Source organism: Nocardioides sp. NPDC047086 (assembly GCF_040643685.1).
Lineage (GTDB): Bacteria > Actinomycetota > Actinomycetes > Propionibacteriales > Nocardioidaceae > Nocardioides.
Window position 1 is genome coordinate 1 of the sequence record NZ_JBEYUV010000049.1, and the last position, 26,345, is coordinate 26,345.

Genomic DNA, 26,345 nt, shown 5'->3' on the forward strand with positions numbered 1-26,345 from the left:
CCCCCACCACGGCCGACGCCATCGGACTGGCTGAGCTGCGAGACACCCATCCGGGGCTGGTCGCAGTGATCTCCTAACTCCACTTTCGTCGCCCAAAACTGCACTCTCGGCGCGCCAAAACTACAGATTCGGCGCCCCTTGGGAGGAGCGCCGAATCTGAGGGGGTACGGCTACGCCGCGAGGTCGGGATCTGCGAAGCGGCGCAGCTTCTGCAGGGCCTCGCGCTCGAGTTGGCGTACGCGCTCGGCGGAGATGCCGTGCTTGACGCCGATGTCGGCGAGCTTGTGCTGACGGCCGTCGGTGAGCCCGTAGCGGGAGCGGACGATGTCGGCGGATCTCTCATCGAGCTGGCCGACCAGCGAGTTGAGCCGCTCGCGCGACTCGACGTCGATGACGTCCATGTCGGGCGACGGGGTCGACTCCTGAGCCATCAGGTCACCCAGCGACGTGTCGCCGTCCTCGTCGATCGGCGTGTCGAGGGAGACGTGGTCACGACCCCAGGAGAGCAGGTCGAGGACACGGTCGATGTCCATCCCGAGCTCGGTGGCGATCTCCTCCGGCTCCGGGTCGCGGCCGAGCTGACGCTCCAAGGTGCGGCGGGCGCCGCCGACCTGGTTGAGCTCCTCGACGACGTGGACCGGGAGCCGGACCACTCGGGCCTGCTGGGCGATGCCACGCGTGATCGCCTGACGGACCCACCACGTCGCGTACGTCGAGAATTTATAGCCCTTGGTGTAGTCGAACTTCTCAACGGCCCGGATCAGGCCGGTATTTCCTTCCTGGATCAGGTCCAGCATCGGCATCTGCGCGCGGCCGTACTTCCGCGCGATGGACACCACCAGTCGCAGGTTGGCGTTGATGAACTGACGGGTGGCGCGGTGGCCTTCCTCGGCCAGCCACTCCAGCTCGGCTCGGGTGGCTCCACCGGGTGCCTTCTTGCGGCCGACGCGGCCCTCGGCCAGAAGATGCTCGGCCATCAGGCCGGCCTCGATGGCCTTGGACAGCTCAACCTCTTTGGCAGCATCCAGGAGCTCGTTGCGGGCGATCTCGTCGAGATACAGCCCGACGCTGTCACGGCCCTCGATCTCTCGGGTGGCGGTTGCGGTGCGTGTCGCCATGGGAACCTCCTCACGGTGAGGTTTGTGGCCTCACGGTGGTTTCAACGCTTCGCCCCTCCCAGGTGTTCCCTGGTAGAGCGCCTTGTCATCGAATCCGTCTTCGGTCTCTTGTCCGGTTCGACGTACGCCGCGGGCGATAAGTTGCATCATGAGGTGAATCTCAGGGGTTTCTCATGGAGTACCCCGAGATCCCCGCAGATATGCCCTACGAAGACGTCACCTGGTCGATCATCCAGGCGAGGCTGAACGCCCGGTCCTCCCACGCCTTGTAGCGCCCCGAGACTCCTCCGTGACCGGCCGCCATCTCCGTCTTCAGGAGTACGTCACCAGGATTCTCTGCCGTCGCGCGCAGCTTGGCGACCCATTTCGCGGGCTCGACGTAGAGCACCCGGGTGTCGTTGATGCTGGTCTCGGCAAGGATCGGCGGATAGTGCTGGGCGGCGACGTTGGTGTAGGGGTCGTAGGAGGACATGTAGTCGTAGGTCTCGCGGTCGGCCTCCGGGTTGCCCCACTCGTCGTACTCGGTGACGGTCAGCGGCAGCGTCGCGTCGAGCATCGTGGTCAGCGCATCGACGAAAGGCACCGCGGCCACGATCGCGCCGACGGCGTCGGGCGCCTGGTTGGCGACCGCGCCCATCAGTAGGCCGCCGGCGCTGCCCCCCTCGGCGATGATCTGGCTGGGCGTCGACCAGCCCGACTCAGCGAGGTGGCGCGCGCAGGCGATGTAGTCGGAGAAGGTGTTCTGCTTCTTGAGCATCTTGCCGTCGTCGTACCAGGCCCGGCCCATCTCGCCACCGCCGCGGACGTGGGCGATGGCGAACCCGATCCCGCGGTCCAGCAGGCTCAGCCGGGCGATGGAGAAGTAGGGGTCCATGCTGGCCTCGTAGGAGCCGTAGGCGTAGAGCAGCACCGGGATCGGCCCGGTCTCGTGGAGCCCCTTCTTCGCCACGATCGAGATCGGCACCCGTACGCCGTCCTCGGCCGTCGCCCAGAGCCGGTGCTCCTCGTAGTCGTCGCGGTCGTAGCCACCGAGCACCGGGGCCTGCTTGAGCAGCGTCAGCTCACGGCTGCGTACGTCGTAGTCGTAGACCGAAGCCGGGGTGCGCATCGTGGTGTAGCCGAGCCGCACGACCGGGCTCTCGAAGGTGGGGTTGGAGCCGGAGCCGATGGTATAGAGCTCGTCGTCGAACTTCACCAGGTAGTCGTCGGCGACGCCGTCCTCACCGAGCTCCAGGATGCGGAGCTGGGTCAGGCCCTCGCTGCGCTGGTGCACGACCAGGTGGCCGGCGAAGGCGTCCACGTCCTCCAGGCGTACGCCGGGGGTGTGGGGGATGAGCGGCTGCCACCCGGAGCGCGGGGTCGGGGCGATCGGCGCGGTGGCGATCTCGAAGTCGGGGCCGGTGGCGTTGTGGGTGACCAGGAAGACGTCCTCACCGGCGATCGTGGCGTGCTCGATGGAGTACTCCACGCCCTCCTCGCGGGCGGCGAAGACCTGCCACCCGGCGTCGGGGTCGTCGAGGTCGAGGAAGCGGTATTCGGCGGTGATCTTCGCGGCCGTACCGATGAACATGAACCGGTCGGACTTGGTGCGCCCGACGCCGACCCAGAACCGGTCGTCGGTCTCCTGGAAGACGAGCTCGTCCTGGTCCTGGGTGGTGCCGAGGCGGTGGCGCCAGATCTTGTCAGCGCGCCAGGACTCGTCGGCGGTCGTGTAGTAGAGGTTGGCGGAGTCACGGTCCCAGGTGGCGCCACCGTGGACGTTGGTGAGCTCGTCGTCGAGCAGGTCACCGGTGGTGAGGTCCTTGACGCGTACGGTGTAGCGCTCGTCGCCGGTCACGTCGGTCGCGTAGGCGAGCAGCGTGGTGCTCGGGCTCACCGATGAACCGCCGAGGCTGAAGAAGTCGTGGCCCTCGGCGAGCGCGTCGAGGTCGAGCAGCACCTCCTCGCCGGGGAGCGCGGGCTGGTCGTGGGTGACGTCGGCCGGCGTCGGCGGGGTCCAGTCGTCGGGGTCGTTGGCCTTCACGCGGCAGCTCGCGCCGTACTGCTTCCCCTCGAAGCTGCGGCCGTAGTACCAGTAGCCGCGCGAGCGCGTCGGGACGCTCAGGTCGGTCTCGAGGGTGCGCGCCTTGATCTCCTCGAAGATCTGCGTGCGCAGGTCGGCGAGGTGGTCGGTCTGCTCCTTGGTGTAGGCGTTCTCGGCCTCGATGTAGGAGATGACCTCGGGGTTCTCCTTCTCCCGGAGCCACTCGTAGTCATCGGCCCGGGTCAGGCCGTGGAACTGCTTGGACGAGGGCTTCTTGGGAGCGATCGGCCAGGGCGTCGAGGAGAGGTCGGCAGACATGAACGAGACCCTATCCCCGCGACCCTCGAAGCCCCGACCGCGGGACCGAAGCGATGGGCGCATCGCGTCGCGCTATCGCACAGAATGGTTGCTCGGCGCGATAGCGCACGCCGTCGCCGCGACGGCGAGGCCCGAGCCGGGGGAGGGGCTCAGGACTCGCTGAACGGCTGCAGGTCGGGGTCGTCGGCGGCGTAGGACCTCACCGGCCCGGCGGGAGTCTCGGCGGTCTCGAAGCGCACGGTGACGACGCCGCGTCCCGAGCCCCAGACCCAGCCGCGGCCCATCTCGGCGTGGACGACGTCCATGCCGGCCGCCCAGATCGGCCGTCGCACCGGCTCGGGCAGGGGGAGGTCCGGCTCGGTGTCCTCGTCGATGTCGTCGCCGAAGAGGTCCTCCTGGATCCAGTCGGCGAGTCCGGAGACGCCGACCCCGAGAAGGCGTACGCCCCCGGCGGTCTCGCCCGCGGTGAAGAGGTCGCCGAGCAGGGTCCTGGCCAGGCGGGCGATGGTGCCGGCGTGGTCGGTCGGGGCCGGCAGGGTCGTGGAGCGGTTGATCGTGGTGAAGTCGTAGAGCCTGACCTTGATCGTGATCGTGCGACCCGAGAGCCCGTTCTTCTTCAGCCGGGCGGCGACCTCGCCCGCCTGCCGGGTCAGGATCTGCTCCATGAGCGGCCGGTCGGTCAGGTCGGTGTCGTAGGTGCCCTCCACGCTGACCGACTTCGTCTCGCGCTCGGGCTCGATGCGCCGGTCGTCCTGGGCCCTGGCGAGCTTGTAGAGGTTGGTGCCGTGGGACTTGCCCACCAGACGTACGAGCTCCTCCACGCTGACCTGTTCCAGATCGGCCACGGTGTGGATGCCGGCACGGCGCAGGCGCTCCGCGGTGGCGGGGCCGACGCCGGGGATCACCTTGACGTTCATCGGCTGCAGCAGGTCTAGCTCGGTGCCGGGTGCCACCACGACCAGGCCGTCGGGCTTGTCCAGGTCGCTGGCGATCTTCGCGATGAACTTAGAGCTGGCCAGCCCGACGCTGGCGCTCAGCCCGCCGGTGACCTCGGCGACCTCCTCGCGGATCCTCGAAGCGGTTGCGGTGACGGTGTCGACCTCGAGGTCGGGGAGGTCGGCGGCGGCGAGGTCGACGAAGGCCTCGTCGAGCGAGAGCGGCTCGACCAGCGGGGACAGGTCGCGCAGGATGCCGAAGACCTGTTCGCTGACCTTCTTATAGGCGTGGAAGCGCGGGTAGAGGAAGGCGGCGTGTCCGCACAGTGCGCGGGCCTCGCGGGTCGACATCGCCGAGCGGACGCCGAAGGTCCTGGCCTCGTAGGAGGCGGTGCTGACCACGCCGCGTCCGCCGATGCCGCCCACGACCACCGGCTTGCCGCGCAGGGAAGGCTTGTCGCGCTGCTCGACCGAGGCGAAGAACGCGTCGAGGTCGAGGTGCATCACCGACGCGTGCGCTCTCATGGTGGCAACCTATCTGGCACCGGGGACAGTCTGTCCGGGCCGTTGACCATCCACAGGCGAGGTTGGGGAGGCGGTTGTCCACAGGCGCGGTTATTGGCGCCGAGACTGTCGGTGGGTCACGGGGAGTGTGGTCCACATGACCACGAAACTTTCCATCGCCCGTCCCGAGGACGTCTTGGCCGCCGTTCCCGTCCTGCTCGGTTTCCAGCCCGAGTGGTCGATCGTCATGCTGACCTTCGGCGGTGAGCATCAGGTCCACGGCAGGATCGACCTACCTCCGCCGGACGAGGTCGAGGAGTGTCTGGACAGCCTGCTGCTGCCGGCCGTGCGCCACCAGGTGCGTGGCGTCCTGCTCGTCCTCTACGACAGTGGACCGCGCTTCGGGGTGAAGCTCGCCCGCCGCCTGGCCGAGAGGCTCGCCGAGTGCGAGATCGACCTCATCGGGTGCCTGCGGGTGCAGGACGGCCGGTGGTTCGACCCGCTCGGTCTTCACGGCGTCCCCGACGACGGCGTCCCCTTCGACGTCGGTGCGCATCCGTTCCGGGCCCAGGCGGTCTACGACGGACATCTGGTGCGTCGCTCGCGCACCGAGTTGGCTGCCTCGATCGCCGCGGTGCCTGCAGCTGTCGCCGAGACCGAGACGGCCCTGGCGCAGGCGTCCTCGATGAAGATCTACGAGGTCGGCCGGCTGATCGACGACGCCATCGCCGGCACGGTGCTGTCGCCCGGGCAGATCGCCGCCCTGCTGCTCGCGCTGCGCGACCCGCAGCGACGCGACGCCGCCTGGGGCGGGATGACCCGGGAGGAGGCCAGGGCCCACATACGTCTGTGGACCGATGTCGTACGCCGCAGCCCCGACGACCACGTCGCCCACCCGGCCGCGGTGCTGGCCTTCGCCGCCTGGTTGGGCGGTGACGGCGCGCTCGCGTGGTGCGCGCTCGACCGGTGTTTCGCGAGCGAGCCTCACCACGGTCTCGGGGTGCTGGTCGCGCAGATGCTCGACGGTGCCGTTCCTCCGACGGCCTGGGAGGAGGCGTTGACCTGGTCGGACCGTCCTGCCTAGTCGTTGCGGTAGCGCAGCCGCTTCCACCGGCGACTCAGCCCGGAGCGTGGGTCGATCCATGCGTTGCGGGTCACCACGACGTACGTCAGCGGCGCTCCGATCTCGCGGAACGCCTGCCGGGCGGCGGCGAGCCAGCGGAGGTCGACGTCCTCGATCTTCAGGTCGCCGGCGCCGATCGCCTCGGGCTCCGCTTCGGCAAGGCCGATCGCTTCGGCGGGGCGGGTCAGCCACACGATCGGGTCCGGCACGCCGACCCGGCGGCGCATGCTGTGGAGGATGTCGGTGCGCAGCCACTGGTCGGTGGGCTCGTCCTCGCGGTGCGCGTGCGCGACCTCCCTGCCGCCGGGGATGCCGAGATGGACGAGCGCCAGGAACGAGCGCCGGTGCTCGGTGGCGGTGTGATCGAGCACGGCACGTCGCAGCCGCTTCTCGAGCACTGGCGAGAGCGGCTCGTGCAGCCCTTCGACGGACGTCTCGGACAGGGTGGGCATGGAGGCCATGGACCTAGCGTGCAACGGATGCCGGATCGGCGCGACCCGCTTTCCACAGGCATGACCACGTACTACACCGCGAGATGAGGCAAGATGTCTCTCATGCCTTCGCTCCACATCACCGGCGACGAGGCCGCTGACAAGCTGCTCTCCGAGGACCCGTTCGCGCTGCTGCTGGGGATGGCCCTGGATCAGCAGTACCGGATGGAGGATGCGTTCAAGGGAGGTCACAAGCTGGTGACCCGCCTTGGGCATCTGGATCCGGCCAAGATCGCCGAGATGGACCCCGAGGAGTTCAAGACGATCGCCTCGACGCCGCCCGCGATCCACCGGTTCCCCGGCTCCATGTCGGCCAAGGTGCAGGGGATCGCGACCATCGTCACCAACGAGTACGGTGGCGACGTCACGCGGCTGTGGACCGAGGCCACCAGCGGCAAGGACCTGCTCAAGCGGGTCCAGGCGCTCCCGGGCTTCGGGAAGCAGAAGGCGCAGATCTTCGTCTCGCTGCTGGCCAAGCAATTGGGGGTGCGGCCCGACGGCTGGCAGGAGGCGGTCGGTGACTACGCGCTCGACGGTTACCGTTCTGTGGCTGACGTCGTCGACGTTGCGTCGTTGCAGAAGGTGCGTGACTACAAACAACAGAAGAAGGCCGCAGCCAAAGCAGCCGGATGAGTTGCTGGGGGACATGATGCCCCGGATGGGGACTGTTCACCACCACCGTGGCAGAATGAATCTGCGGCTCTTGACGACCCCGGGCCCTGCCGCGCCCAAACTCAGTTTTGATAAGTCTCGACCAAGTTCGACGGAGAGGTGTTCGTGTCCTCGAACGCGCGCAAGATACCCGCTGAGGTACTCGCCCACCCTGCCGTGAAGGCACTGATCGACCAGGCCAAGCCAACCGGACGGGTCAGTCCCGACCAGGTCCGCCAGGCCAGCGAGGATGCCGCGGTCGAGCCCAGGCATCTCAAGGCACTGCTCGGTCACCTGAGCACGCTCGGCATCTCGGTGGACCTCGGCACCGCCGTGACCAGCCGTGCCGCGGCGGCGACGACCTCGACCCGCAAGACGACCACTGCCAAGGCGCCGGCGAAGAAGGCCGCCGCCAAGAAGGTGGCGGCTGAGCCGGCGAAGCCGGCCACCGAGGCCGCGGTGAAGAAGGCCGACAAGCCCGAGCCGAAGAAGACGACCGAGATCGACGAGGACGGCGAGGAGATCGTCCTCGAGGACGTCGAGGTCGATGTCGACGACATCGAGGACGACTCGGACAACGACACCGACGACGAGACTCCGGTCGTCCAGGTCGGTCCCGACGGCAAGAAGATCCTGCCCGACATCCCTGACGAGCAGTTCGAGAAGGACGTCGCCGCCGATCCCACGATCAAGGAGGACGAGAAGGAGGCCGAGAAGCAGAGCTTCGTCGTCTCCACCTCCGACGACACCGACGAGCCCGAGCAGACCGTCATGGTCGCCGGCGCGACCGCCGACCCGGTCAAGGACTACCTCAAGCAGATCGGCAAGGTCCCGCTGCTCAACGCGGAGATGGAGGTCGAGCTCGCCAAGCGGATCGAGGCCGGCCTCTTCGCGGAGGAGAAGCTCGGCAAGGGCGGCAAGATCACCCCGAAGATCCTCGACGAGCTCGATTGGATCGCCGAGGACGGCAAGCGCGCCAAAAACCACCTGCTGGAGGCCAACCTCCGTCTCGTCGTCTCGCTGGCCAAGCGCTACACCGGCCGCGGCATGCTCTTCCTCGACCTGATCCAGGAGGGCAATCTGGGTCTGATCCGTGCGGTCGAGAAGTTCGACTACACCAAGGGCTACAAGTTCTCGACGTACGCCACCTGGTGGATCCGTCAGGCGATCACCCGCGCCATGGCCGACCAGGCCCGCACCATCCGTATCCCGGTGCACATGGTCGAGGTCATCAACAAGCTCGCGCGCGTCCAGCGCCAGATGCTCCAGGACCTGGGCCGCGAGCCCACTCCGGAGGAGCTGGCCAAGGAGCTCGACATGACCCCGGAGAAGGTCATCGAGGTCCAGAAGTACGGCCGCGAGCCGATCTCGCTCCACACCCCGCTGGGTGAGGACGGCGACTCCGAGTTCGGCGACCTGATCGAGGACTCCGAGGCGATCGTCCCGGCCGACGCCGTCTCCTTCACGCTGCTCCAGGAGCAGCTGCACGCGGTGCTCGACACGCTCTCCGAGCGTGAGGCCGGCGTCGTGAGCATGCGCTTCGGCCTGACCGACGGTCAGCCGAAGACTTTAGACGAGATCGGCAAGGTCTACGGGGTCACCCGCGAGCGCATCCGTCAGATCGAGTCCAAGACGATGTCGAAGCTGCGACACCCGTCGCGTTCGCAGGTTCTGCGCGACTATCTGGACTGATCTGGCTAAGATCTCCTCCGAACGCCTTCCCGGACATCTGGGAGGGCGTTCGCCATTTCCGCAGACTCGCCCGCCACGCCTGCGGACTCGGCTAGGTTGCACGGGTCGGTTGTCCGCGTCTCGGGAGGTCTCCTCGTGCCTATGCGTCTCTCACGTCCACACCGGCCCGCTCTGGCCGCGGCCGGAGCACTGCTCGGCGGCCTGCTCGTCGTGGTTCCGATCACGGCGGTAGCCTCGGCCTCCGGGCCTGACTGGAACGCGTGCCTGGAGGGCACCACCGACCGGCAGGCGGTCTTCGAGCGAGCAGCGGAGATGAGCGGGGTGCCGGCCGAGATGCTGCTCGCGGTCTCCTACATGGAGTCGCGCTGGGACGCGCACGGTGGGGCGCCGAGCACGTCGGGCGGCTACGGGCCGATGCACCTGACCGATCTGCCGGCGCTGGCGAAGGACGTCGAGGCCCATCCCGACCCGCTCGGCAAGGGCGACGGCTCCCACCAGTCCCGCACCACGCGCCAGCGCGAGGAGGCGATCAGGCTGGGTGAGGTCGAGACGCTGCGTACGGCCAACGACATCACGGGGATACCGGTCGCGGACCTGCGCGAGGACGCGGTCGCGAACATCTGCGGCGGCGCTGCGGTTCTGGCCGACTACCAGGACGCCGCGGGCGGGGCCGAGAGCCTGGCGGACTGGAGTGCGGCGGTCGGCCGGTACAGCGGCGCCGCCGAGGAGGCGACCGCGCTCAAGTTCGCCCGGCAGGTGTTCGCGACGCTGAGCGCGGGGGAGTCGCGTACGACCAACGACGGCCACCGGGTCATCCTGACCGCCACGCCGGCCACCGTCAGCGAGGAGGCGATCGGCCGGCTCGACCTCGCCGAGTCCGCGACCGGGGAGGCGGCCGAGTGTCCGGCGGTGCTCGGCTGTGAGTCGCTGCCGGCGCCCTACGAGCAGACCGGTGACTCGGTCGGCGACTACGGCAACCACGACCTCGCCAGCCGGCCCGAGGAGGGCTCGGTCGACTACATCGTCATTCACGACACCGAGACCTCCTACGACGGCACCGTGAGGCTGGTCCAGGACCCGACCTACCTCGGCTGGCACTACACGCTGCGCTCGGTCGACGGCCACGTCGCCCACCACATCCCTGGCAAGGACGTCGGCTGGCACGCCGGCAACTGGTACGTCAACAGCCACTCGATCGGGCTGGAGCACGAGGGCTACGCAGCCGACGGTGCGTGGTACACGGAGGCGATGTACCAGACCTCCGCCACACTGGTCCGCTACCTGGCCACGAGCTACAGCATCCCGCTCGACCGGGCCCACATCATCGGCCACGACCAGGTCCAGGGTGTCGCGCCGGCCAACGTCGCCGGCATGCACTGGGACCCGGGCCCCTACTGGGACTGGAGCCACTACTTCGATCTGCTGCGGTCGCCGATCAAGGCCGATCGACACTCGCGCAGCGAGATTTGGACGGTCGCCCCCGACTTCGACACCAACACCGGCAACGTGATGACCGGCTGCACCGAGGCGGGCGTGCCGTGCCCGGCCGACCGGGGCACCAACTTTGTCAACGTCTACTCCGAGCCCTCCACCGCCGCGCCGCTGCTGCCGGACACCGTCGTCGGCGGCTCCGCCAAGGTCTCCAACTGGGGTCCGCGCCTGGCGGCCGGGCAGAAGGTCGTCGTCAACGACCGGAGCCGCTCGACGTGGTGGGGGGTCTGGTTCGGCGGGAAGCAGGGCTGGATCCAGAACCCCCGCGGCGTACTCCTGCCCTCCGACGGCAAGGTCGTCACCCCGAAGGCCGGCACCGCCGCGAAGATCTACGGCACGGCCTATCCCACGGCGGCGAGCGACTATCCCGACGGGGTCACGCCGAGGACGATCGCGCCGCTGCAGTACACCATCCCCGCAGGTCAGAAGTACGTCCTCGCCGACGCCAAGGTCCCGACGGACTACTACAAGGCGAACAACTTCAACTGCGCCACCGTCGACAACGTCCCCGACTGCATCGTGATCAGGGGCGGCACGGCCTACTACCAGATCTGGTTCAACCACCGGATCGCATACGTCATGGCTGAGGACGTGACCGTCGCCGACGGCTGACCTTCGGGCGCGGTCAGGCGGCGTCGGCGTTGAACTCGTTGTCGACGTAGATGTCCTCGGCGGCCGGGGCCTTCTTGATCATCTCGACGGACTCCATGAAGTCGGCGAACTCGCCGAAACCGGTCGGGGTGAGGGACCAGGTGACGTCGGGGTCGGTGATCTGGGTCTTGACCTCGGCGGCGGTGAGCTCGCCCTCGGACTCGCCGGCGCCGCAGGCGGTGAGTACGCCGGCGAGCAGGGTCGCGGCACAGGCGACGGCCAGGCTGCGTACGCCTCGGTGGGATCGGCGCTGGGAAGACATGGTGGAGCTCCTTGCGTGGGGTGGCGGCGAGGGGTGGGGGTCAGGCGGTCTTCATGCCCCGGCGAACGACCGTGCGGCGCTCCAGCCAGGTGAAGACGAGGTCGAAGACGATCCCGATCAGCGCGATCGTGACCAGGCCGGCGAAGGCGTCGGCGATGTGCAGGTAGGTCTTGGCGTTGTTGATGAAGTAGCCCAGGCCGCCGCCCTCGCCGGCCACACCGAAGACCAGCTCGGCGGCGACGATCGTGCGCCAGCCGAACGCCCAGGCACTCTTCAGGCCGGAGACGGTGTGGGGGAGCGCAGCGGGGACGAGGACGTACCAGACCAGGCGTACGCCGCGCAGTCCGATGTTGCGTCCGACCGCGACCACGGTCGGGTTCGCGGTGCGGAAGCCCTGACCGACGTTGATCGCGATCGGCCAGATCACCGCGTTGGCGATCACCACGATCAGCGCCGTCGTGTTGATGCCGAACCACAGCATCGCCAGCGGCAGGATCGCGACCGCCGGGAGCGGGTTGAGCATCGAGGTCAGCAGGACCAGCAGGTCCTCGCCGATCTTCGTCCAGGTGGCCAGCGTGGTCAGGATCGCGGCGGCCACGATCCCGATGAGGAGAGCCTGGCCGAGGATGCGCAGGGTCAGCAGGGCCGAGTCGACCAGCGCACCGCTGCGTACGCCCTCGACCATCGCCTTCGCGACCTCGACGGGACCCACGAGGACGAGCGGGCTGGCCCGTCGAACCGGACACCGAGGTCCCAGGCGAGGAGCAGGAGGAGGAGCAGGAGTCCGCGCCGTACGACGGTGGGGAGGTCGCCCCATCGGGGGAGCCTCCGCGGTAGGTCGGCGCGGGCGTCGAGAGCGGTGGCGGACGTGGTGGGCGGGGGGTCTGGGTCATGCCGCCACTCCGTCCTCGGTGCCGGCGCCCCCGGCGAGCAGCGAGCGCAGGCGCGTCTGGGCGGCGACGAAGGCCGGGTCGGTGGGGTCGTCGAGGCCACGGACGTCGAGGGTCTCCACGACGTGGGACGGGGGGCGCCGAGAGGACGACGACCTGCTTGAGCTCGCGCTGGAGCCGGTCACGGGCCTGGGCGTCGAGGGCGCCGAACGGCTCGTCCATGAGGAGTACGTCGGGTTCGAGCGCCAGCGCACGGGCGATCGCGACGCGCTGCTTCATGCCGCCCGAATCGTGGTCGATCCGCGCGGGACGGTGAACGAGACCCCGTCGACGGCGAGATGAGGTGTGCCGTCGACGACGTAGCCGAGGCGTACGTCGTCGACCTCGAGCATGCACACGGATGCCTCCAGGGATGGTGGTCAGAGTCGACTTAGAAAACTAAGTCACTCGACTATAGCGATCTGGAGGCAGCCCCTCGATCGGGGCTCAGGTGATGAACAGCCCCACGACCCAGGTGATGGTGGCGAGGGTGGAGGCGGTGGCGTCGATCACGATGAACAGGCCGACCGCCTTCAGGGCGGTCCAGGTGGAGGCCCAGGCGGCCCCTGCGTTGCCACCGTGACGGCGGAGCTCGGCGAGGAAGACGCCCAGGGGGAAGCCGACGAATACACCGACCACGGGGATCACGAAGAACCCGACGATGGCCAGGATCGCGCCGACGACCTGGGTGGACAGCGGCATCCCGGAGTCCTTGAGGTGCTTGCCGGGGATGGCGTACTTGGTGATCAGCCCGATGGCGATGAAGGCGGCCGAGATGCCGAAGATCACCCACCCGGTGGGCTCGCCCAGCCAGATGGCCCACCCGAGGATTGCGGCGGCGACGAGCAGGGCGCCGCCGGGGAGGACCGGGACGATGATGCCGGCGATGCCGAAGGCGATGACCAGCGCGACAAGAACTTCGACGAGACTCACGGAGCGAACCCTAGCCCCGTGGTCGTCCACATCACGCCGAAGGCCCGGACCGATGTGGTCCGGGCCTTCGGGGAGTCGGTGGGTGGGGTCAGTTCTTCTCGGTGAGCTTGTGCGTCTCGTCGGTGATCGAGCTTGCGATCTCCTTGAGCTTCTCGCCGTGCTCGCGGGCGTGGTGGGCGCAGAACAGCAGTTCGCCGCCGGAGTGGAGCTCCGCACGTACGTAGGCCTGCGCTCCGCACCGGTCGCAACGGTCCTCGGACGTGAGCGGCGAGCTGGTGGCAACGGCAGTGGTCACATCGGCCTCATTTCTGAATCATGATTGCGCCGGGATAACGTACGCGAGTCCTGGAAGATTCCCTAGCCTGGACTCTTACCCCGTTCGCACCTCTAATCCTTGCAGTTGTCGCTCCGGGTTGGGGATCCGGGTCGGACCTACCCCGCGGGACATCGCTGTCCGTGACAGACATTCTTACCTGTCGACCGACCATTTCGTGCATCGAAACCCACAAGTTCCACGTAACGGACCGATCACGACGTACGTGTGCCGCCCGATGGCGCATGGGCCGGTTGCCGCGTGCCTGCGTGAGACCCGGGCGTGTCGCACGGTAGATTTCTTCCGAGGGCCACCCCCATGCAATGCCCCAGCGGGACAACGCAGTAACGCAGTACAGCCAGGAGCCGATCATCTCTGACAACACCTACAACGCAGCGCACCTCCTCGTCCTCGAGGGTCTGGAGGCGGTGCGCAAGCGTCCCGGTATGTACATCGGCTCGACCGATACCCGCGGCCTCATGCACTGCCTGTGGGAGATCATCGACAACGGCGTCGACGAGGCGCTGGCCGGAGTCGCCGGCCACGTCGAGGTGACGATGCATCCCGACGGCTCGGTGGAGGTCTACGACGACGGCCGCGGCATCCCGACCGACAAGGAGCCCCGCACCGGGCTTCCGGGCGTCGAGGTGGTCGCGACCAAGCTGCACGCGGGTGGCAAGTTCGGTGGCGGCTCCTACAACGCGACCGGCGGTCTGCACGGTGTCGGCCTCTCGGTCGTCAACGCGCTCTCGAGCCGTATGGACATCGACGTGGACCGCTCGCCGGCCCAGCAGGGGATGTCGTTCCGCCGTGGCGTGCCCGGTGTCTTCGACGGTGAGGGCCCCGCGGCCGGCTTCACACCGCAGAGCGGCCTGACCCGCAAGGGCAAGCGGGTCGCCAAGGGCAAGACCGGCACCCGGGTCAGGTTCTGGCCCGACCGGCAGATCTTCACCAAGGACGCTCGCTTCGAGCTCGAGGGGCTGCTCGGCCGGGCCCGGCAGACGAGCTTCATCGTCCCCGGTCTCGAGCTGGTCATCCGCGACCTGTCCGGGTCGGACCCGGTCGAGGAGAAGTTCCGCCACGACGGCGGCATCGCCGAGTTCGTCGACTTCCTGGCCAAGGACGAGCCGGTCAGCGGCGTACTGCGCCTGCAGGGTTCGGATACCTTCACCGAGACCGTGCCGATGCTCGACGATGCCGGCCACATGACGCCGCAGGACGTCGAGCGCGAGCTCGGCGTCGACATCGCGGTGCGGTGGGGCAGCGGCTACGACACCGAGATCCGCTCCTTCGTCAACGTGATCGCCACCCCGAAGGGCGGCACCCACGTCAGCGGTTTCGAGAACGCGCTGACCAAGACGTTCAACGACGCCATGCGCGCCGCCAAGGTGCTCAAGGTCAACGACAAGGACATCGTCAAGGAGGACATCCTCGAGGGGATGACCGCCGTGGTCACGGTGCGCCTGGCCGAGCCGCAGTTCGAGGGCCAGACCAAGGAGATCCTCGGCACCCCGGCCGCTCGCAGCGTGGTGCGCAAGGTCGTGGCCGCCGAGATGAAGACGTTCCTCACCGAGTCGCGCGGGGCGCAGAAGCAGCAGGCCAAGCTGGTGATGGAGAAGGTGTACGCCGCCTCCAAGACCCGGCTCTCGCTGCGTCAGCAGAAGGAGAACCAGCGGCGCAAGAACGCGCTGGAGTCCTCCGCGCTGCCCTCCAAGCTCGCCGACTGCCGCACCACCGACGACCGCGCCGAGCTGTTCATCGTCGAGGGTGACTCCGCGCTCGGCACCGCCAAGGTGGCCCGCAACTCGGAGTTCCAGGCGCTGCTGCCGATCCGCGGCAAGATCCTCAACGTCCAGAAGGCCTCGGTCGGCGACATGCTGAAGAACGCCGAGTGCTCCTCCATCATCCAGGTGGTCGGGACGGGCACCGGCCGCAGCTTCGACCTGGACGCGGCGCGCTACGGCAAGATCATCTTCATGGCCGACGCCGACTCCGACGGCGCCCACATCCGGACGCTGCTGGCGACCCTGTTCTTCAAGTACATGCCCGAGCTGATCGCCGCCGGCAAGGTCTACACCGCGGTCCCGCCGCTGCACCGGATCGAGATCTCCAACCCGAAGAAGGGGATGGAGAAGTACATCTACACCTACTCCGACCCGGAGCTGCAGCGGAAGCTCGCCGAGCTGAAGAAGAAGAACGTCACCTGGAAGGACCCGGTGCAGCGCTACAAGGGTCTGGGTGAGATGGACGCCGACCAGCTGGCCGAGACCACCATGGACCCGCGCCACCGGACGCTTCGCCGGCTGACGCTGGACGACGCGGACGCGGCCGCGGGGGTCTTCGACCTGCTGATGGGCTCCGATGTCGCTCCGCGCAAGGAGTTCATCGTCGCCGGAGGCGGTCAGCTCTCCGAGACCGACCTCGACTTCTAGGGCCGTGACCTCAGCGATGGACCAGAAGTCAGCCCGGACAGCGGCGACCAAGGCCTTCAAGACGGGCGGCATGCCGCTGCGCAAGGGCCATCACCGGCTCGGTGACCCCAAGAGCGACGACGTCGTGTGGTACATCGACCTGCGCGCCCAAGGCGCCGGCCCGAGCGCGCCGCTGCGCTTCGAGATCGGCTGCTGGGTCGCCGCCCTCGGCCACCCGGAACCGGAGGGCGGCCCGGTCGACTGCCCGCTGCTGCTGGACCGGCCGTTGGGTGCGACCACCCCCACCGAGCTGGCCGAGGAGGTCGGCGAGCTGGTCGACCTCGTCAGTCGCCTCGACTCGGTAAGTGCCCTCGGTGCGGCGCTGACCTCGGGTGAGCTGGGCCGTCCCTTGGTCGACCAGTCGCTGCGCACCTTCCTGGAGGAGTAGATACGCCGCTGACCCGCTGGTGTCACCGGCCCGAAATGGGGCTTCCCTAGCGTCAGGCTCGCTGTAGCCGAGGTTGAGGAGACGACGATGACGCATGACGGACGCAAAGCTGCCGAGCACCTGGCCGCGGGTCTGGGACGACGAAGGCTTGTACAGGCGGCACTGGGTGTCGCCGGTGCCGGTGCGGCGGCGGTCGGTGCTTCGGGTGCGGCTCACGCCCATGGTTCCGCGGCCCCGCGGAAGCCAGGACGGTTCGGCGGCATCCTGCAGCCGGGCGAGGGCCGGATCGCAGGCGATGTCTACCTGCCTTCGGAGACGGACGACGTGCTGTGGGGCTACGTCCCTTCGGTCCACGCTTCGGCGGTGGCGCGGGTGCGGTCCGGGCGTACGGTGACGATCGACTCCATCTCCCACGAGGGCATCCTCGAGGATCAGGGCCGCGACCCGGTCGCGTGGTTCGGTGAGCACGGCGTACGCAGCAAGAACGTGCTCCGCGACGCGGTCGAGGTGGCCGCCTCCTATGACCGCACCCGGCGCAACTTCGACGTCGACGGGCCTCATGTCATCACCGGGCCGGTCTTCGTCGAGGGCGCCGAGCCCGGCGACGTGCTCAAGATCGAGACGCTCGAGGCGACGCCGCGGGTGCCGTACGGAATCGTCTCCTCGCGTCACGGCAAGGGCGCGCTCGCGCTCACCAGGGACGGAACGGCACCCGCGGGGATCACGCTGGACGAGGTGATGCCGCCGGTGGCGACCGACGGGCGCGGGAGCCGGGAGCCCACGGCGTACGGGAACGTGTCGGTCTTTGCCGAGCTCAATGGCGACAAGGTGAGGATGGGCGCCGGTACATCCCGGGTGAGCTTCCCGGTGAACACCTTCTTCGGAACGATGGGCGTGGCCTACGCCGAGACGACCGAGCTGACTGCTCCGGAGGCGAACTCGATCCCGCCGACGCTCGGCGGCGGCAACATCGACATCAACCTGCTCGGGGCGGGCTCGACGTTCTACCTCCCGGTCAAGGCCGAGGGGGCGCTGTTCTATGTTGGCGATCCGCACATGGCCATGGGCAACGGCGAGGTCGCGCTCACGGCGCTGGAGGGCTCGCTTCGGGGCACGTTCCGGCTGACGGTGTGCAAGCCCGGGTCGGGTGACGCTCCATCGGTGGCGTACGACTACCCGTTCGCCGAGACGGACGGCGCATACATCCCGATCGGCCTCTCCGACCCGGACGGGTCGGTCGACGGCCAGGGCAGCGACCTCGATGTCGCGATGAGGCGAGCGGTCGTCAACGCCCTCGACTTCCTCGAGCACGACAAGGGTCTGGACCGGGCGATCGCGTACGCCTACCTCTCCGCCGCCGCTGACTTCGTGGTCTCGCAGGTCGTCGACCGTACGGTCGGGGTGCACGGGATCATCAGCAAGGCCGACCTCTCCTGACCGCCGAGGCGTCAGTCGCGTCGGTCAGCGCTCGGCCAGCAGCGCGAAGAGGTCGCCGACCTCGCCGAGGTGGCCGAGCTTGTCGGGGTGGCCGAGCTTGTCGGGGTTGAGGACGTTGTGCATGCGTACGATCCGGCCGCCCTCGACGTCGAGCGCGATGACGCCCAGCAGGGCGCCGTCGGCACCGCGGGTGAGCATGGCCGGCTGACCGTTGGCGCTGGAGAGCTCGAGGCGTACGCCGAAGCGCTCGCCCTGACGCATGAGCCCGAGCAGGAAGCGGGCGACGGCGACGGCGCCGAGCATCGGCTTCTGGATGGCGGGAGCCCGGCCGCCGCCGTCGGCGACGAACACCACGTCGTCGGCGAGCAGCCGCTCCAGGCCGGCGATGTCGCTGGCCGACAGTGCGGCGACGAACTGGGAGGCGAGCTGGTCGCGGCGCTCGCGGGACGGGTCGAACCGGGGTGTGCCGTCGGCGATCCGCTTGCGGGCGCGGGTGAAGATCTGGCGGCAGTTGGTCGCACTCTTGCCGACGACCGGCGCGATGTCCTCGTAGTCGTAGCCCAGCACCTCGCGCAGCACGAACACCGCACGCTCGACCGGCGTGAGCGACTCGAGGAGGACCAGGAACGCGGTGCTGACGGTCTCGTCGAGCTCGAGGCGGTGGCTGGGGTCCTCGTCGGAGACCAGGATCGGCTCGGGCATCCAGGGCCCGACGTACTGCTCCCGGCGGTGACGGGCCGAGCGCAGGGTGTCGATGGCGATCCGGGTGGTGACGGTGGTGGCGTACGCATCGAGGTTCTCGACGTTCTCGTCGGAATGCTGAGCGCTGCGGTGCATCCGTAGGAACGCCTCCTGCACGATGTCCTCCGCCTCGGCGACGCTGCCGAGCATCCGGTAGGCGATCGAGAACATCAGCGGGCGGAGCCCGTCATGGGCGGTTGCGAGGTCCACGATCGCAGGACCTTACGCCAGCTGTCACAGGAGCGCAGGTCGTTTCGTCGGTGGGATCAAACATCGACGAGAGGAAAGAACGATCCGAATCTTCATCGCAGGCGGAACCGGCGCGGTCGGCATGCGGATGGTGCCGCTCCTGGTGGCCGCCGGGCACGAGGTCTACGGCTCGACCCGGCACGAGGCGGGACGCGAGACCCTGGCCGGCATGGGCGCGACCGGGATCGTGATGGACCCGCTGAACGCGCAGAGCGTCTCCGACGCGGTCACCAAGGCCGCACCTGAGGTGGTCGTGCACCAGCTCACCGCGTTGGGCGGTCTACAACATCGTCGATGACGAGCCTGCGCCGGTGAACCAGTGGATGCCGTTCCTGGCCGAGCAGGTCGGTGGCCGAAACCCGATGCGGCTGCCCGCATGGCTGGCCAAGCCGCTGATCGGCGAGTTCGGTGTCGCGCTGATGACCTCTGTGCGGGGGTCGTCCAACGCCAAGGCCAAGCGGGAGCTCGGCTGGACGCCGTCGTACGCCACCTGGCGCGAGGGCTTCCGGACCGGGATCGGCTGATCGTGGTTATGGTGGCGCGGTGAAGATGATGGCGTTGCAGGACGAGTGGTGGCCGACGATGACCTGCTTCGGGTGCGGGCCGGCGAACACCCAGGGGCTCCAGCTGAAGAGCTATCCGCAGCTGGACGGGAGCGTGACCGCGACCTTCCAGCCGTGGCCGCAGCACGACAACGGTGGCGGGTTCCTCAACGGCGGGATCATCGCGACCGTGCTCGACTGCCACAGCGCCGCCGCGGTGCACCAGGAGGCCTTCCTCAACGGCTGGATGCCTGCCGAGGGGGAGTCGCTGGCCTATGTGACGGCAGGGATCGACGTACGCTACCGGCGCCCGGCTCCGCTCAAGGAACCGGTCACGCTGATCGCCTCCACCAAGGAGGCCAGCGAGGACCAGATCACCTCACTGGTACGGCTGGAGTGGGACGGAAAGGTGCGCGCCGAGGGCGAGGCACTGTGGAAGCGCTGGCGCCCGCGCGACTGAGAAGATGAAGGAACGGCCCCCACCAGGTGAGGGCCGTTCCGCTATCCGGTCGAGCTAGTCGAGCAGCTCGGTGACGGTGCCGGCGGCGACGGTGTGACCGCCCTCGCGGACCGCGAAACCGAGGCCGACGTCCATCGCGATCGGCTTCTCCAGCTCCACGCCGAGCTCGATCGTGTCGCCGGGCATCACCAGGGCGATGTCACCCAGGTCGATCCCGCCGGGCACGTCCGTGGTCCGGAAGTAGAACTGCGGCCGGTAGTCCGCGGCGAACGGGGTGTGCCGGCCACCCTCGGAGGTGGAGAGCGCGTGCAGGTTCGCCCGGAACCTCCGGTGCGGACGTACGCTGCCCGGCAGCGCCACCACCTGGCCGCGACGTACCTCGTCGCGCTTGACCCCACGCAGCAGCACGGCCGCGTTGTCGCCCGCCTCGGCGGACTCCAGCGACTTGCCGAACGTCTCCAGACCGATCGCGGTGCTGGTGACCGTCGCGCCGAGCCCCACGACCTCGACCGCGTCGCCGACCTTCAGCGAGCCGCGCTCGACGGCACCGGTCACGACCGTGCCCCGGCCGGTGATGGTGACGACGTTCTCGATCGGCATCAGGAACGGCTCGCCGAGCTCACGCTCCGGCACCGGCACGTACTCGTCGATCGCATCCAGCAGGTCGCCGATCGCGGCGGTCCACTCGGGGTCGCCCTCCAGCGCCTTCAGCCCGGAGACCCGGACGACAGGTACGTCGTCGCCGGGGAACCCGTACTCGGAGAGGAGGTCACGGACCTCCAGCTCGACCAGGTCGAGCAGCTCCGGGTCGTCGACGGTGTCGGCCTTGTTGAGCGCCACCACCAGGTACGGCACGCCCACCCGGCGCGCGAGCAGCACGTGCTCCCGCGTCTGCGGCATGGCGCCGTCCTGCGCGGAGACGACCAGGATCGCGGCGTCCACCTGGGCGGCGCCCGTGATCATGTTCTTCACGTAGTCTGCGTGCCCGGGCATGTCGACGTGCGCGTAGTGCCGGGTCGCGGTCTCGTACTCGACGTGCGAGATGTTGATCGTGATCCCGCGCTGCAGCTCCTCCGGGGCACGATCGATGCCGTCGAAGGCGATGAAGCGGTTCACGCTCGGGTCGCGCTCCGCGAGCACCTTGGTGATCGCGGCGGTCAGGGTGGTCTTGCCGTGGTCGACGTGACCCATCGTCCCGATGTTGAGGTGCGGCTTGGTCCGCACGAACTGGCCCTTGGCCATGAGAGTTCCTTTGTCTGATCAGTTGATTGACGGGTGAGCCAGGACCCTCCGGCAAGCCCTCACAGCGCTGTCACCGCGGTGAGGGGGCCGGTGCGGGCCACCCTCCTCCGCGGGTCCTGCGAGGCAGGAGGAGGGTCAGCTTCGAGCGCCGGTGCAATCGACTGACGGAGCCCACGTGGGAGCGCCCGTCAGGCTCGTGCCTGACAGGTCGAACTCGGGAACCACGCGGAACATGCGCATCACGATAGGCATCAACAGCGGCCCCGGCAAAGGAATTCCCCGCGAGATGCCGAGTCGGCTCGTCTTGACCGGATTCGTCGCCGAGTCGGCGCAAACTGACGTGCCGGATCGCCGAGTCGGCGCGTTATGACGGGCCGACTCGGCGGGGATTTGGGTCAGGACGAGCCGACTCGGCGACAATTTCGGTCAGGACGAGCCGACTCGGCGGGGATTTGGGTCAGGACGAGCCAGGTCAGCGGGGTTCGAGGCGTACGACGACCGACTTCGAGGTCGGGGTGCGGCTGCCGTCGGCGTAGGAGTCGAGCGGGATGAGGACGTTCGTCTCCGGGAAGTACGCCGCGGTGGAGCCGCGAGGGGTGGCGTACGCGACGACACGGAAGCCCTCGGCCCGGCGCTCGCCGTCGGTCCAGACCGAGACGATGTCGACGGTGTCGCCGTCGGCGATGCCCAGCTCGCGGAGGTCCTCGGGGTTGACGAAGACGACGTGGCGCCCGCCCTTGATGCCGCGGTAGCGGTCATTGTAGCCGTAGACCGTGGTGTTGAACTGGTCGTGGGAGCGCAGCGTCTGCAGCAGCAGGTGGCCCGGGGGAGCGGTGACCGCGGTCAGCGGGTTGGCGGTGACCCGGGCCCGACCGGTCGCGGTGGTGAAGGTGCGCGAGTCGCGCGGAGGGTTGGGCAGGGCGAAGCCACCGGGCGCCTTCAGCCGGGTCTCGAAGTCCTCGAACCCGGGGATCACCGCGGAGATGTGCCAGCGGATCCGGGAGTAGTCCACGCCCATCGTTGCCCAGTCGACGCCCTGGTCCGAGCCGAACAGAGCCTCACCGATCGCGCAGACGATGCCGACCTCGCTGCGCAGCTCCTTCGAACCCGGGAGCAGGCGGCCGTAGGAGGCGTGGACCATGCCCATCGAGTCCTCGACGGTGACGTACTGCTCGCGACCGCCGGTCTCGTCGCGCTCGGTGCGGCCCAGGCAGGGGAGGATCAGGCCCTCGCGTCCGTGGTGGAGGTGGCTGCGGTTGAGCTTGGTCGAGATCTGGACGGTGAGGCCGACGTTGGCCAGCGCAGCCGTGGTGACGGCGGTGTCGGGGGTCGCGGCGGCGAAGTTGCCGCCCAGGGCGAGGAAGACGTCGACGGCGCCGTCGCGCATCGCCTCGATGGCGGCGACCACGTCGTAGCCGTCCTCACGCGGAGGCGTGATGCCGAACTCGGCGCCGACGGCGTCGAGGAACCACGCCGGCGGCTTCTCCCAGATGCCCATCGTGCGGTCACCCTGCACGTTGGAGTGGCCCCGGACCGGGCAGGCACCGGCGCCGGGCTTGCCGATGTTGCCGCGCAGCAGCAGGAACGAGGCGATCTCGCGGATCGTGGCGACCGAGTTCTTGTGCTGGGTCAGGCCCATCGCCCAGCACACGATGACGCGCTCGCGGGACTCGACCAGGTCGGTGAGGGACTCGATCTCCTCGCGCGAGATGCCGCTGAGCCGGGTGATCTCGTCCCACTCCATCGCCGCCCACGCCTGCGCGGCGACCTCGAAGCCGTCGGTGTGCTCCTCCAGGAACGCGTGCGCGACGGCGTCGCGCTCGACGAGCAGCTTGTTGATCCCGGCGAACAGCGCCAGGTCGCCGTTGACCTGCACGGGGACGTGGACGTCGGCGAGCTGGGTGCCGATGCCGGTGACGCCGCGTACGGTCTGAGGGTTACGGAACCGCCCCAGTCCGGCCTCGCGCAGCGGGTTGACCGAGACGACCTTGGCGCCGTTCTCCTTGGCGGACTCGAGCGCGGTCAGCATCCGCGGGTGGTTGGTGCCGGGGTTCTGGCCGACCACGAAGATCAGGTCGGTGTGTTCGGCGAGGTCGTCGTAGGTGACGGTGCCCTTGCCGATGCCGATGACCTCGCCGAGCGCGGTGCCGCTGGACTCATGGCACATGTTGGAGCAGTCGGGCAGGTTGTTGGTGCCGAGCTGGCGGGCGAGCAGCTGGTAGACGAACGCCGCCTCGTTGGACGCGCGGCCGGAGGTGTAGAAGACCGAACGGTCGGGGGTGGTCGCGCGCATGCGGTCGGCGATCAGCGAGATCGCGTCGGTCCAGGTGATGGGGGAGTAGTGGGTCGCGCCGGGGGCGAGGTACATCGGCTCGGTCAGCCGGCCCTGCGACTCCAGCCAGTGGTCGTCGCGCTCGTTGAGCGAGGCGACCGAGTTGGCCGCGAAGAAGTCGCGGTCGACCCGCTTGCGGGTCGCCTCCCACGCCACCGCCTTGGCGCCGTTCTCGCAGAACTCCGCCGCCTTGCGGTGGTCGGGATCCGGCCAGGCGCACGAGGGACAGTCGAAGCCGCCGACCTGGTTGACCTTGAGGAGCGTCTGCAGGCTCCGTCGGGGGCCCATCTCGCGCAGTGCGTACTCCATCGAGTGGGCCACGCCGGGGATTCCGACTGCGGCCGTCTCCGGCTCGCTGACGCGGAGGGTGGGTTCGGGCAGGTCTATGGAATGCTCGGTGCTCACCCGAGGCAGCCTACTCCGAGGCGATCGCCTTGAGGACGTTTTCCCTCCCCGCGCGGATGGCGGGGAGGAGCGCGGCCAGGACACCGACGACCACCGAGATCGCGAGGAAGACGGCCAGCTGGTCCAGCGGCACCGACAGGCTGGTGAGGTCTTCGCGCAGTGCGTCGCGCAGCAGCACCCCGAAGAGCACCCCGAGAACGAGCCCGAGGACCGCGCCGAGCACCGCGATCGTCACCGACTCCAGGGTGATCATCCGGCGCAGCTGCCCGCGGGAGAGGCCGATGGCACGCAGCAGGCCGATCTCACGGGTGCGCTCGATGACGCTGAGGCCGAGGGTGTTGACGATGCCGATCACCGCGATCACGATCGCCAGCGCGAGCAGGCCGTAGATCATGTAGAGCAGCTGGTTGACCTGCCCCTTGATCGACTCGGCGAACTCGTCCTTGTCCTGCACCGCGACCACCGGCTGATCCTCGACGAGCTTGTCGAGACGCTCGTGGACGACGGCCGGATCGGCCCCACGCGCGAGCAGGATGCTGAGCGAGGCGTCCTCGCGCGGCACCTTGGCCGCGACGAGGTCCTCGATCCGCACCGTGATGTCGCCGGTGACCTGGGTCCGGGCGATGATCCCGCTGATCTGCGGGTGCGCCTGGCGGCCGCTGACGAAGGTGAGGTCGATGCGGTCGCCGAGTCGCCAGTCGTGCTCCTTGGCGGCCTCGTCGGTGACCAGCACCTGCCCGGGTTTGACGTCCTCGCTGCCCTCGAGCACGTCGAGGTCGTAGACCTGCGGCAGGTGCTCGTCGACCCCGAAGAGGAACGCGACCTCGTTCTTCTTCGGGTTCTGCAGGTCGACCTTGCCCACGACGGCCTGGGCGATCTGCGAGCGGGAGACGGTCGCGACGCCCTCCACCTTCTCCATCTCGTCGCCGATCGAGGTGGGGAACGGGGTGAAGGTCGGGCTCTGCACGACCAGGTCGGGCTTGAACTGCTCCTCGACCACGTCGGTGATCGAGGCGTTCATCGAGGCGGCGAGCACGCCGATCAGCGAGACCAGCGCCAGCCCGATCATCAGCGCCGACGCGGTGGCGCCGGTGCGCCGCGGGTCGCGCATCGCGTTCTGACCTGCCAGCTTGCCGGTCATCCCGAAGACGGCCCCCGAGACCGTACGCAGTGCCGCCAGCACCGGGCGGCCCAGGAACGCGCTGATCCAGGCGACCGAGAGGATCGAGACCCCGGCCCCGACGCCCACCCACAGCGCCGGGCTCGTCGGCACGTCGAACCCGCCGGGAAGAGTGATCTGCGGGACCCCGATCCGCGGCACCGCCGCGATCGCGAGCCCGGCGACCAGCAGGACGAGCCCCACCGACGTACGCAGCACGGTGGATCTGGCCGGCGGCTGGGTGTCCTCGCGCATCGCCGCCACCGGCGGGACCTTTCCGGCCCGGCGGGAAGGGAGCAGGGCCGCGGCGAGCGTGACGAGGACGCCCACGGCGTAGGAGATCCAGATGGTGCGTGGGGTGAGGACGAGGACGTCGGAGGCGATCTCCAGGCCGGCCTGACGGAAGGCGGCGGCCAGGCCGTGGGCGAGCCCCCAGCCGGCGAGGATGCCGATGGTGGCCGCGACCAGCGCCATCACCAGTGCCTCGAAGAGCACCGAGGTGGTGACCTGGCGGCGGGAGGCTCCCAGGGCGCGCAGCAGCGCCAGCTGGCGGGAGCGCTGCGCGATCAGGATCGAGAAGGTGTTGACGATGATGAAGGCGCCGACGATGACGGCGATCACCGCGAAGACGATGAGGAAGACCGAGATCACGTCGAGGAACTCACCGATCGCGTCCTCGGACTCCTCGACCATCTTGTCGCCCGTGACGGCCTCGAACCCCTTCGGGACCACCGTCTTCGCGGCCTCGACGAGCTCCTTCTGGGAGACGCCGGGAGCGGCGGTCAGCGAGATCCCGGAGTAGACGTCCTTGCCGTCGGTGAACAGGCTCTGGGCTCCGGTCGTGCTGAAGATCAGCAGCTGCGCGCCGGCGGTGCCGCCGCCGTTGAAGGCGGCGATGCCGGTGAGGGTGACCGTGCGGCGGGTCTCGCCCTGGGGCGCGATCAGCGTGACGGAGTCTCCGACCCGGTAGCCGGCCTTCTCCGCGGTCGCCTCGTCGAGGACGAGCTCCTTCTCTCCGGTCGGCCAGCTCCCTCGGCTGAGCTCGAGCGACGGCTCGCCGAGCAGGTTGGGGGTCCCGGTGTGGTTGAAGGCCAGCGTCGGCGCGCCCGAGCTGCTCACCAGCTTGTCGTCGGTGTCGAGCACGTAGAGCCCCGCGCCCTGGACGACCCCGTCGGCACGGTCCACCTCCGGCAGCGTACGCAGCTTCTCGATGGTCTCCGGCGCCAGCGTGGCCGCGCCGCCACTGCCGGGGCGGCTGGCCTCGGCCGAGCTGGCGCTGTTGGCCGGGCGCACCTGGGCATCGGGCGTGGAGCCGTTGATGATCCCGGAGAAGGTGCGGTCGAGCCCGTGAGAGAACGTGAGTACGCCGGCCAGGAACGCCACGCCCAGGACGATCGCGAGCGTCGACATCAGCAGGCGCACCTTGTGCGCCGCGAGATTGCGCAGTGTCAGCCGGAGCACGCCGCCACCTCAATTGCGCAAGCG

24 protein-coding genes and 1 pseudogene are annotated in these 26,345 nt (G+C 68.9%); 10 read left to right on the plus strand and 15 right to left on the minus strand.

The window, feature by feature from the left end; translation table 11 throughout:
• Nucleotides 1–170: 170 nt before the first annotated feature.
• The 3 genes from ABZ796_RS24925 to ABZ796_RS24935 all read right to left on the minus strand — a co-directional run bounded on the left by ABZ796_RS24925 (nucleotide 171) and on the right by ABZ796_RS24935 (nucleotide 4,919).
• Nucleotides 171–1,118: a sigma-70 family RNA polymerase sigma factor gene (locus ABZ796_RS24925; RefSeq protein WP_357340626.1), complete on the minus strand. Its 948-nt coding sequence runs from the start codon at nucleotides 1,116–1,118 to the stop codon at nucleotides 171–173.
• Between the two features lie 205 nt (nucleotides 1,119–1,323).
• The gene (locus ABZ796_RS24930; protein ID WP_357340628.1) at nucleotides 1,324–3,459 is read right to left on the minus strand and encodes a S9 family peptidase; all 2,136 of its coding nucleotides are present in this window, start codon (nucleotides 3,457–3,459) and stop codon (nucleotides 1,324–1,326) included.
• Between the two features lie 149 nt (nucleotides 3,460–3,608).
• Nucleotides 3,609–4,919 carry a DNA polymerase IV gene (locus tag ABZ796_RS24935; protein ID WP_357340629.1) on the minus strand — a complete coding sequence of 437 codons (1,311 nt, stop codon included), beginning with the start codon at nucleotides 4,917–4,919 and terminating at the stop codon, nucleotides 3,609–3,611.
• A gap of 136 nt (nucleotides 4,920–5,055) precedes the next feature.
• Here ABZ796_RS24935 and ABZ796_RS24940 point away from each other — a divergent pair, with 136 nt between their 5' ends.
• Entirely contained in the window at nucleotides 5,056–5,982 is a 927-nt protein-coding gene (locus tag ABZ796_RS24940) for a DUF4192 domain-containing protein (protein WP_357340630.1), read from the plus strand.
• Here the strand turns inward: ABZ796_RS24940 and ABZ796_RS24945 are convergent.
• Entirely contained in the window at nucleotides 5,979–6,482 is a 504-nt protein-coding gene (locus tag ABZ796_RS24945; RefSeq protein WP_357340631.1) for a hypothetical protein, read from the minus strand. The two genes, ABZ796_RS24940 and ABZ796_RS24945, sit on opposite strands and share 4 nt — an antisense overlap.
• Nucleotides 6,483–6,566: 84 nt before the next feature.
• Between ABZ796_RS24945 and ABZ796_RS24950 the strand changes: the two genes are divergently transcribed.
• The 3 genes from ABZ796_RS24950 (at nucleotide 6,567) to ABZ796_RS24960 (ending at nucleotide 10,958) form a co-directional block, all read left to right on the plus strand.
• Nucleotides 6,567–7,145 (plus strand): HhH-GPD-type base excision DNA repair protein, encoded by a 579-nt coding sequence (locus tag ABZ796_RS24950; protein ID WP_160024252.1) that lies wholly within the window; start codon nucleotides 6,567–6,569, stop codon nucleotides 7,143–7,145.
• A 138-nt stretch (nucleotides 7,146–7,283) separates the two neighbouring features.
• A complete protein-coding gene (locus tag ABZ796_RS24955) occupies nucleotides 7,284–8,855 on the plus strand; it encodes an RNA polymerase sigma factor (protein WP_357340632.1) in 1,572 nt (523 codons plus the stop codon).
• Between the two features lie 141 nt (nucleotides 8,856–8,996).
• Nucleotides 8,997–10,958: a peptidoglycan recognition family protein gene (locus tag ABZ796_RS24960; protein ID WP_357340634.1), complete on the plus strand. Its 1,962-nt coding sequence runs from the start codon at nucleotides 8,997–8,999 to the stop codon at nucleotides 10,956–10,958.
• Between the two features lie 13 nt (nucleotides 10,959–10,971).
• Here the strand turns inward: ABZ796_RS24960 and ABZ796_RS24965 are convergent, their stop codons facing one another.
• The 7 genes and pseudogenes from ABZ796_RS24965 to ABZ796_RS24995 all read right to left on the minus strand — a co-directional run bounded on the left by ABZ796_RS24965 (nucleotide 10,972) and on the right by ABZ796_RS24995 (nucleotide 13,416).
• Nucleotides 10,972–11,259: a hypothetical protein gene (locus tag ABZ796_RS24965; RefSeq protein ID WP_357340636.1), complete on the minus strand. Its 288-nt coding sequence runs from the start codon at nucleotides 11,257–11,259 to the stop codon at nucleotides 10,972–10,974.
• A 40-nt stretch (nucleotides 11,260–11,299) separates the two neighbouring features.
• The gene (locus tag ABZ796_RS24970; RefSeq protein WP_357340637.1) at nucleotides 11,300–11,971 is read right to left on the minus strand and encodes an ABC transporter permease subunit; all 672 of its coding nucleotides are present in this window, start codon (nucleotides 11,969–11,971) and stop codon (nucleotides 11,300–11,302) included.
• A 177-nt stretch (nucleotides 11,972–12,148) separates the two neighbouring features.
• The gene (locus ABZ796_RS24975; protein ID WP_357340639.1) at nucleotides 12,149–12,271 is read right to left on the minus strand and encodes a hypothetical protein; all 123 of its coding nucleotides are present in this window, start codon (nucleotides 12,269–12,271) and stop codon (nucleotides 12,149–12,151) included.
• 40 nt (nucleotides 12,272–12,311) lie between these two features.
• Nucleotides 12,312–12,443, minus strand: a pseudogene (locus tag ABZ796_RS24980) (ATP-binding cassette domain-containing protein); the annotation flags it as partial.
• Nucleotides 12,425–12,547 (minus strand): hypothetical protein, encoded by a 123-nt coding sequence (locus ABZ796_RS24985; protein WP_357340641.1) that lies wholly within the window; start codon nucleotides 12,545–12,547, stop codon nucleotides 12,425–12,427. The gene ABZ796_RS24985 and the pseudogene ABZ796_RS24980, both read right to left, overlap by 19 nt.
• Nucleotides 12,548–12,635: 88 nt before the next feature.
• The gene (locus ABZ796_RS24990; protein WP_357340643.1) at nucleotides 12,636–13,121 is read right to left on the minus strand and encodes a DUF456 domain-containing protein; all 486 of its coding nucleotides are present in this window, start codon (nucleotides 13,119–13,121) and stop codon (nucleotides 12,636–12,638) included.
• Nucleotides 13,122–13,209: 88 nt separating this feature from the next.
• Nucleotides 13,210–13,416, minus strand: a complete 207-nt coding sequence (locus ABZ796_RS24995) for a hypothetical protein (protein ID WP_040756289.1) — start codon at nucleotides 13,414–13,416, stop codon at nucleotides 13,210–13,212.
• Nucleotides 13,417–13,757: 341 nt separating this feature from the next.
• Here ABZ796_RS24995 and ABZ796_RS25000 point away from each other — a divergent pair, with 341 nt between their 5' ends.
• From ABZ796_RS25000 to ABZ796_RS25010, 3 genes are all read left to right on the plus strand, one after another.
• A complete protein-coding gene (locus ABZ796_RS25000) occupies nucleotides 13,758–15,866 on the plus strand; it encodes a DNA topoisomerase IV subunit B (RefSeq protein WP_357340645.1) in 2,109 nt (702 codons plus the stop codon).
• Nucleotides 15,867–15,870: 4 nt separating this feature from the next.
• Nucleotides 15,871–16,293 (plus strand): hypothetical protein, encoded by a 423-nt coding sequence (locus ABZ796_RS25005; RefSeq protein ID WP_357340647.1) that lies wholly within the window; start codon nucleotides 15,871–15,873, stop codon nucleotides 16,291–16,293.
• Nucleotides 16,294–16,380: 87 nt separating this feature from the next.
• Nucleotides 16,381–17,730, plus strand: a complete 1,350-nt coding sequence (locus ABZ796_RS25010) for an acetamidase/formamidase family protein (RefSeq protein ID WP_357340648.1) — start codon at nucleotides 16,381–16,383, stop codon at nucleotides 17,728–17,730.
• Between the two features lie 24 nt (nucleotides 17,731–17,754).
• Here the strand turns inward: ABZ796_RS25010 and ABZ796_RS25015 are convergent, their stop codons facing one another.
• Entirely contained in the window at nucleotides 17,755–18,681 is a 927-nt protein-coding gene (locus tag ABZ796_RS25015; RefSeq protein ID WP_357340650.1) for an RNA polymerase sigma-70 factor, read from the minus strand.
• 121 nt (nucleotides 18,682–18,802) lie between these two features.
• Here ABZ796_RS25015 and ABZ796_RS25020 point away from each other — a divergent pair, with 121 nt between their 5' ends.
• From ABZ796_RS25020 to ABZ796_RS25030, 3 genes are read left to right on the plus strand one after another with little or no spacing between them, the layout of a single operon-like run.
• Nucleotides 18,803–19,018 (plus strand): hypothetical protein, encoded by a 216-nt coding sequence (locus ABZ796_RS25020; protein WP_357340652.1) that lies wholly within the window; start codon nucleotides 18,803–18,805, stop codon nucleotides 19,016–19,018.
• A 13-nt stretch (nucleotides 19,019–19,031) separates the two neighbouring features.
• Nucleotides 19,032–19,244 carry a hypothetical protein gene (locus tag ABZ796_RS25025; RefSeq protein ID WP_357340653.1) on the plus strand — a complete coding sequence of 71 codons (213 nt, stop codon included), beginning with the start codon at nucleotides 19,032–19,034 and terminating at the stop codon, nucleotides 19,242–19,244.
• 25 nt (nucleotides 19,245–19,269) lie between these two features.
• Entirely contained in the window at nucleotides 19,270–19,722 is a 453-nt protein-coding gene (locus ABZ796_RS25030; protein ID WP_357340678.1) for a PaaI family thioesterase, read from the plus strand.
• A gap of 54 nt (nucleotides 19,723–19,776) precedes the next feature.
• On the opposite strand, the gene tuf is transcribed toward ABZ796_RS25030, so the two are convergent.
• The 3 genes from tuf to ABZ796_RS25045 form a co-directional block, all read right to left on the minus strand.
• The gene (gene tuf / locus ABZ796_RS25035; RefSeq protein WP_357340655.1) at nucleotides 19,777–20,964 is read right to left on the minus strand and encodes an elongation factor Tu; all 1,188 of its coding nucleotides are present in this window, start codon (nucleotides 20,962–20,964) and stop codon (nucleotides 19,777–19,779) included.
• 472 nt (nucleotides 20,965–21,436) lie between these two features.
• Complete coding sequence (locus tag ABZ796_RS25040) at nucleotides 21,437–23,701, minus strand: FdhF/YdeP family oxidoreductase (protein WP_357340657.1); 2,265 nt, start codon at nucleotides 23,699–23,701, stop codon at nucleotides 21,437–21,439.
• 10 nt (nucleotides 23,702–23,711) lie between these two features.
• Nucleotides 23,712–26,321 carry an FtsX-like permease family protein gene (locus ABZ796_RS25045; RefSeq protein WP_357340659.1) on the minus strand — a complete coding sequence of 870 codons (2,610 nt, stop codon included), beginning with the start codon at nucleotides 26,319–26,321 and terminating at the stop codon, nucleotides 23,712–23,714.
• Nucleotides 26,322–26,345: the final 24 nt, after the last annotated feature.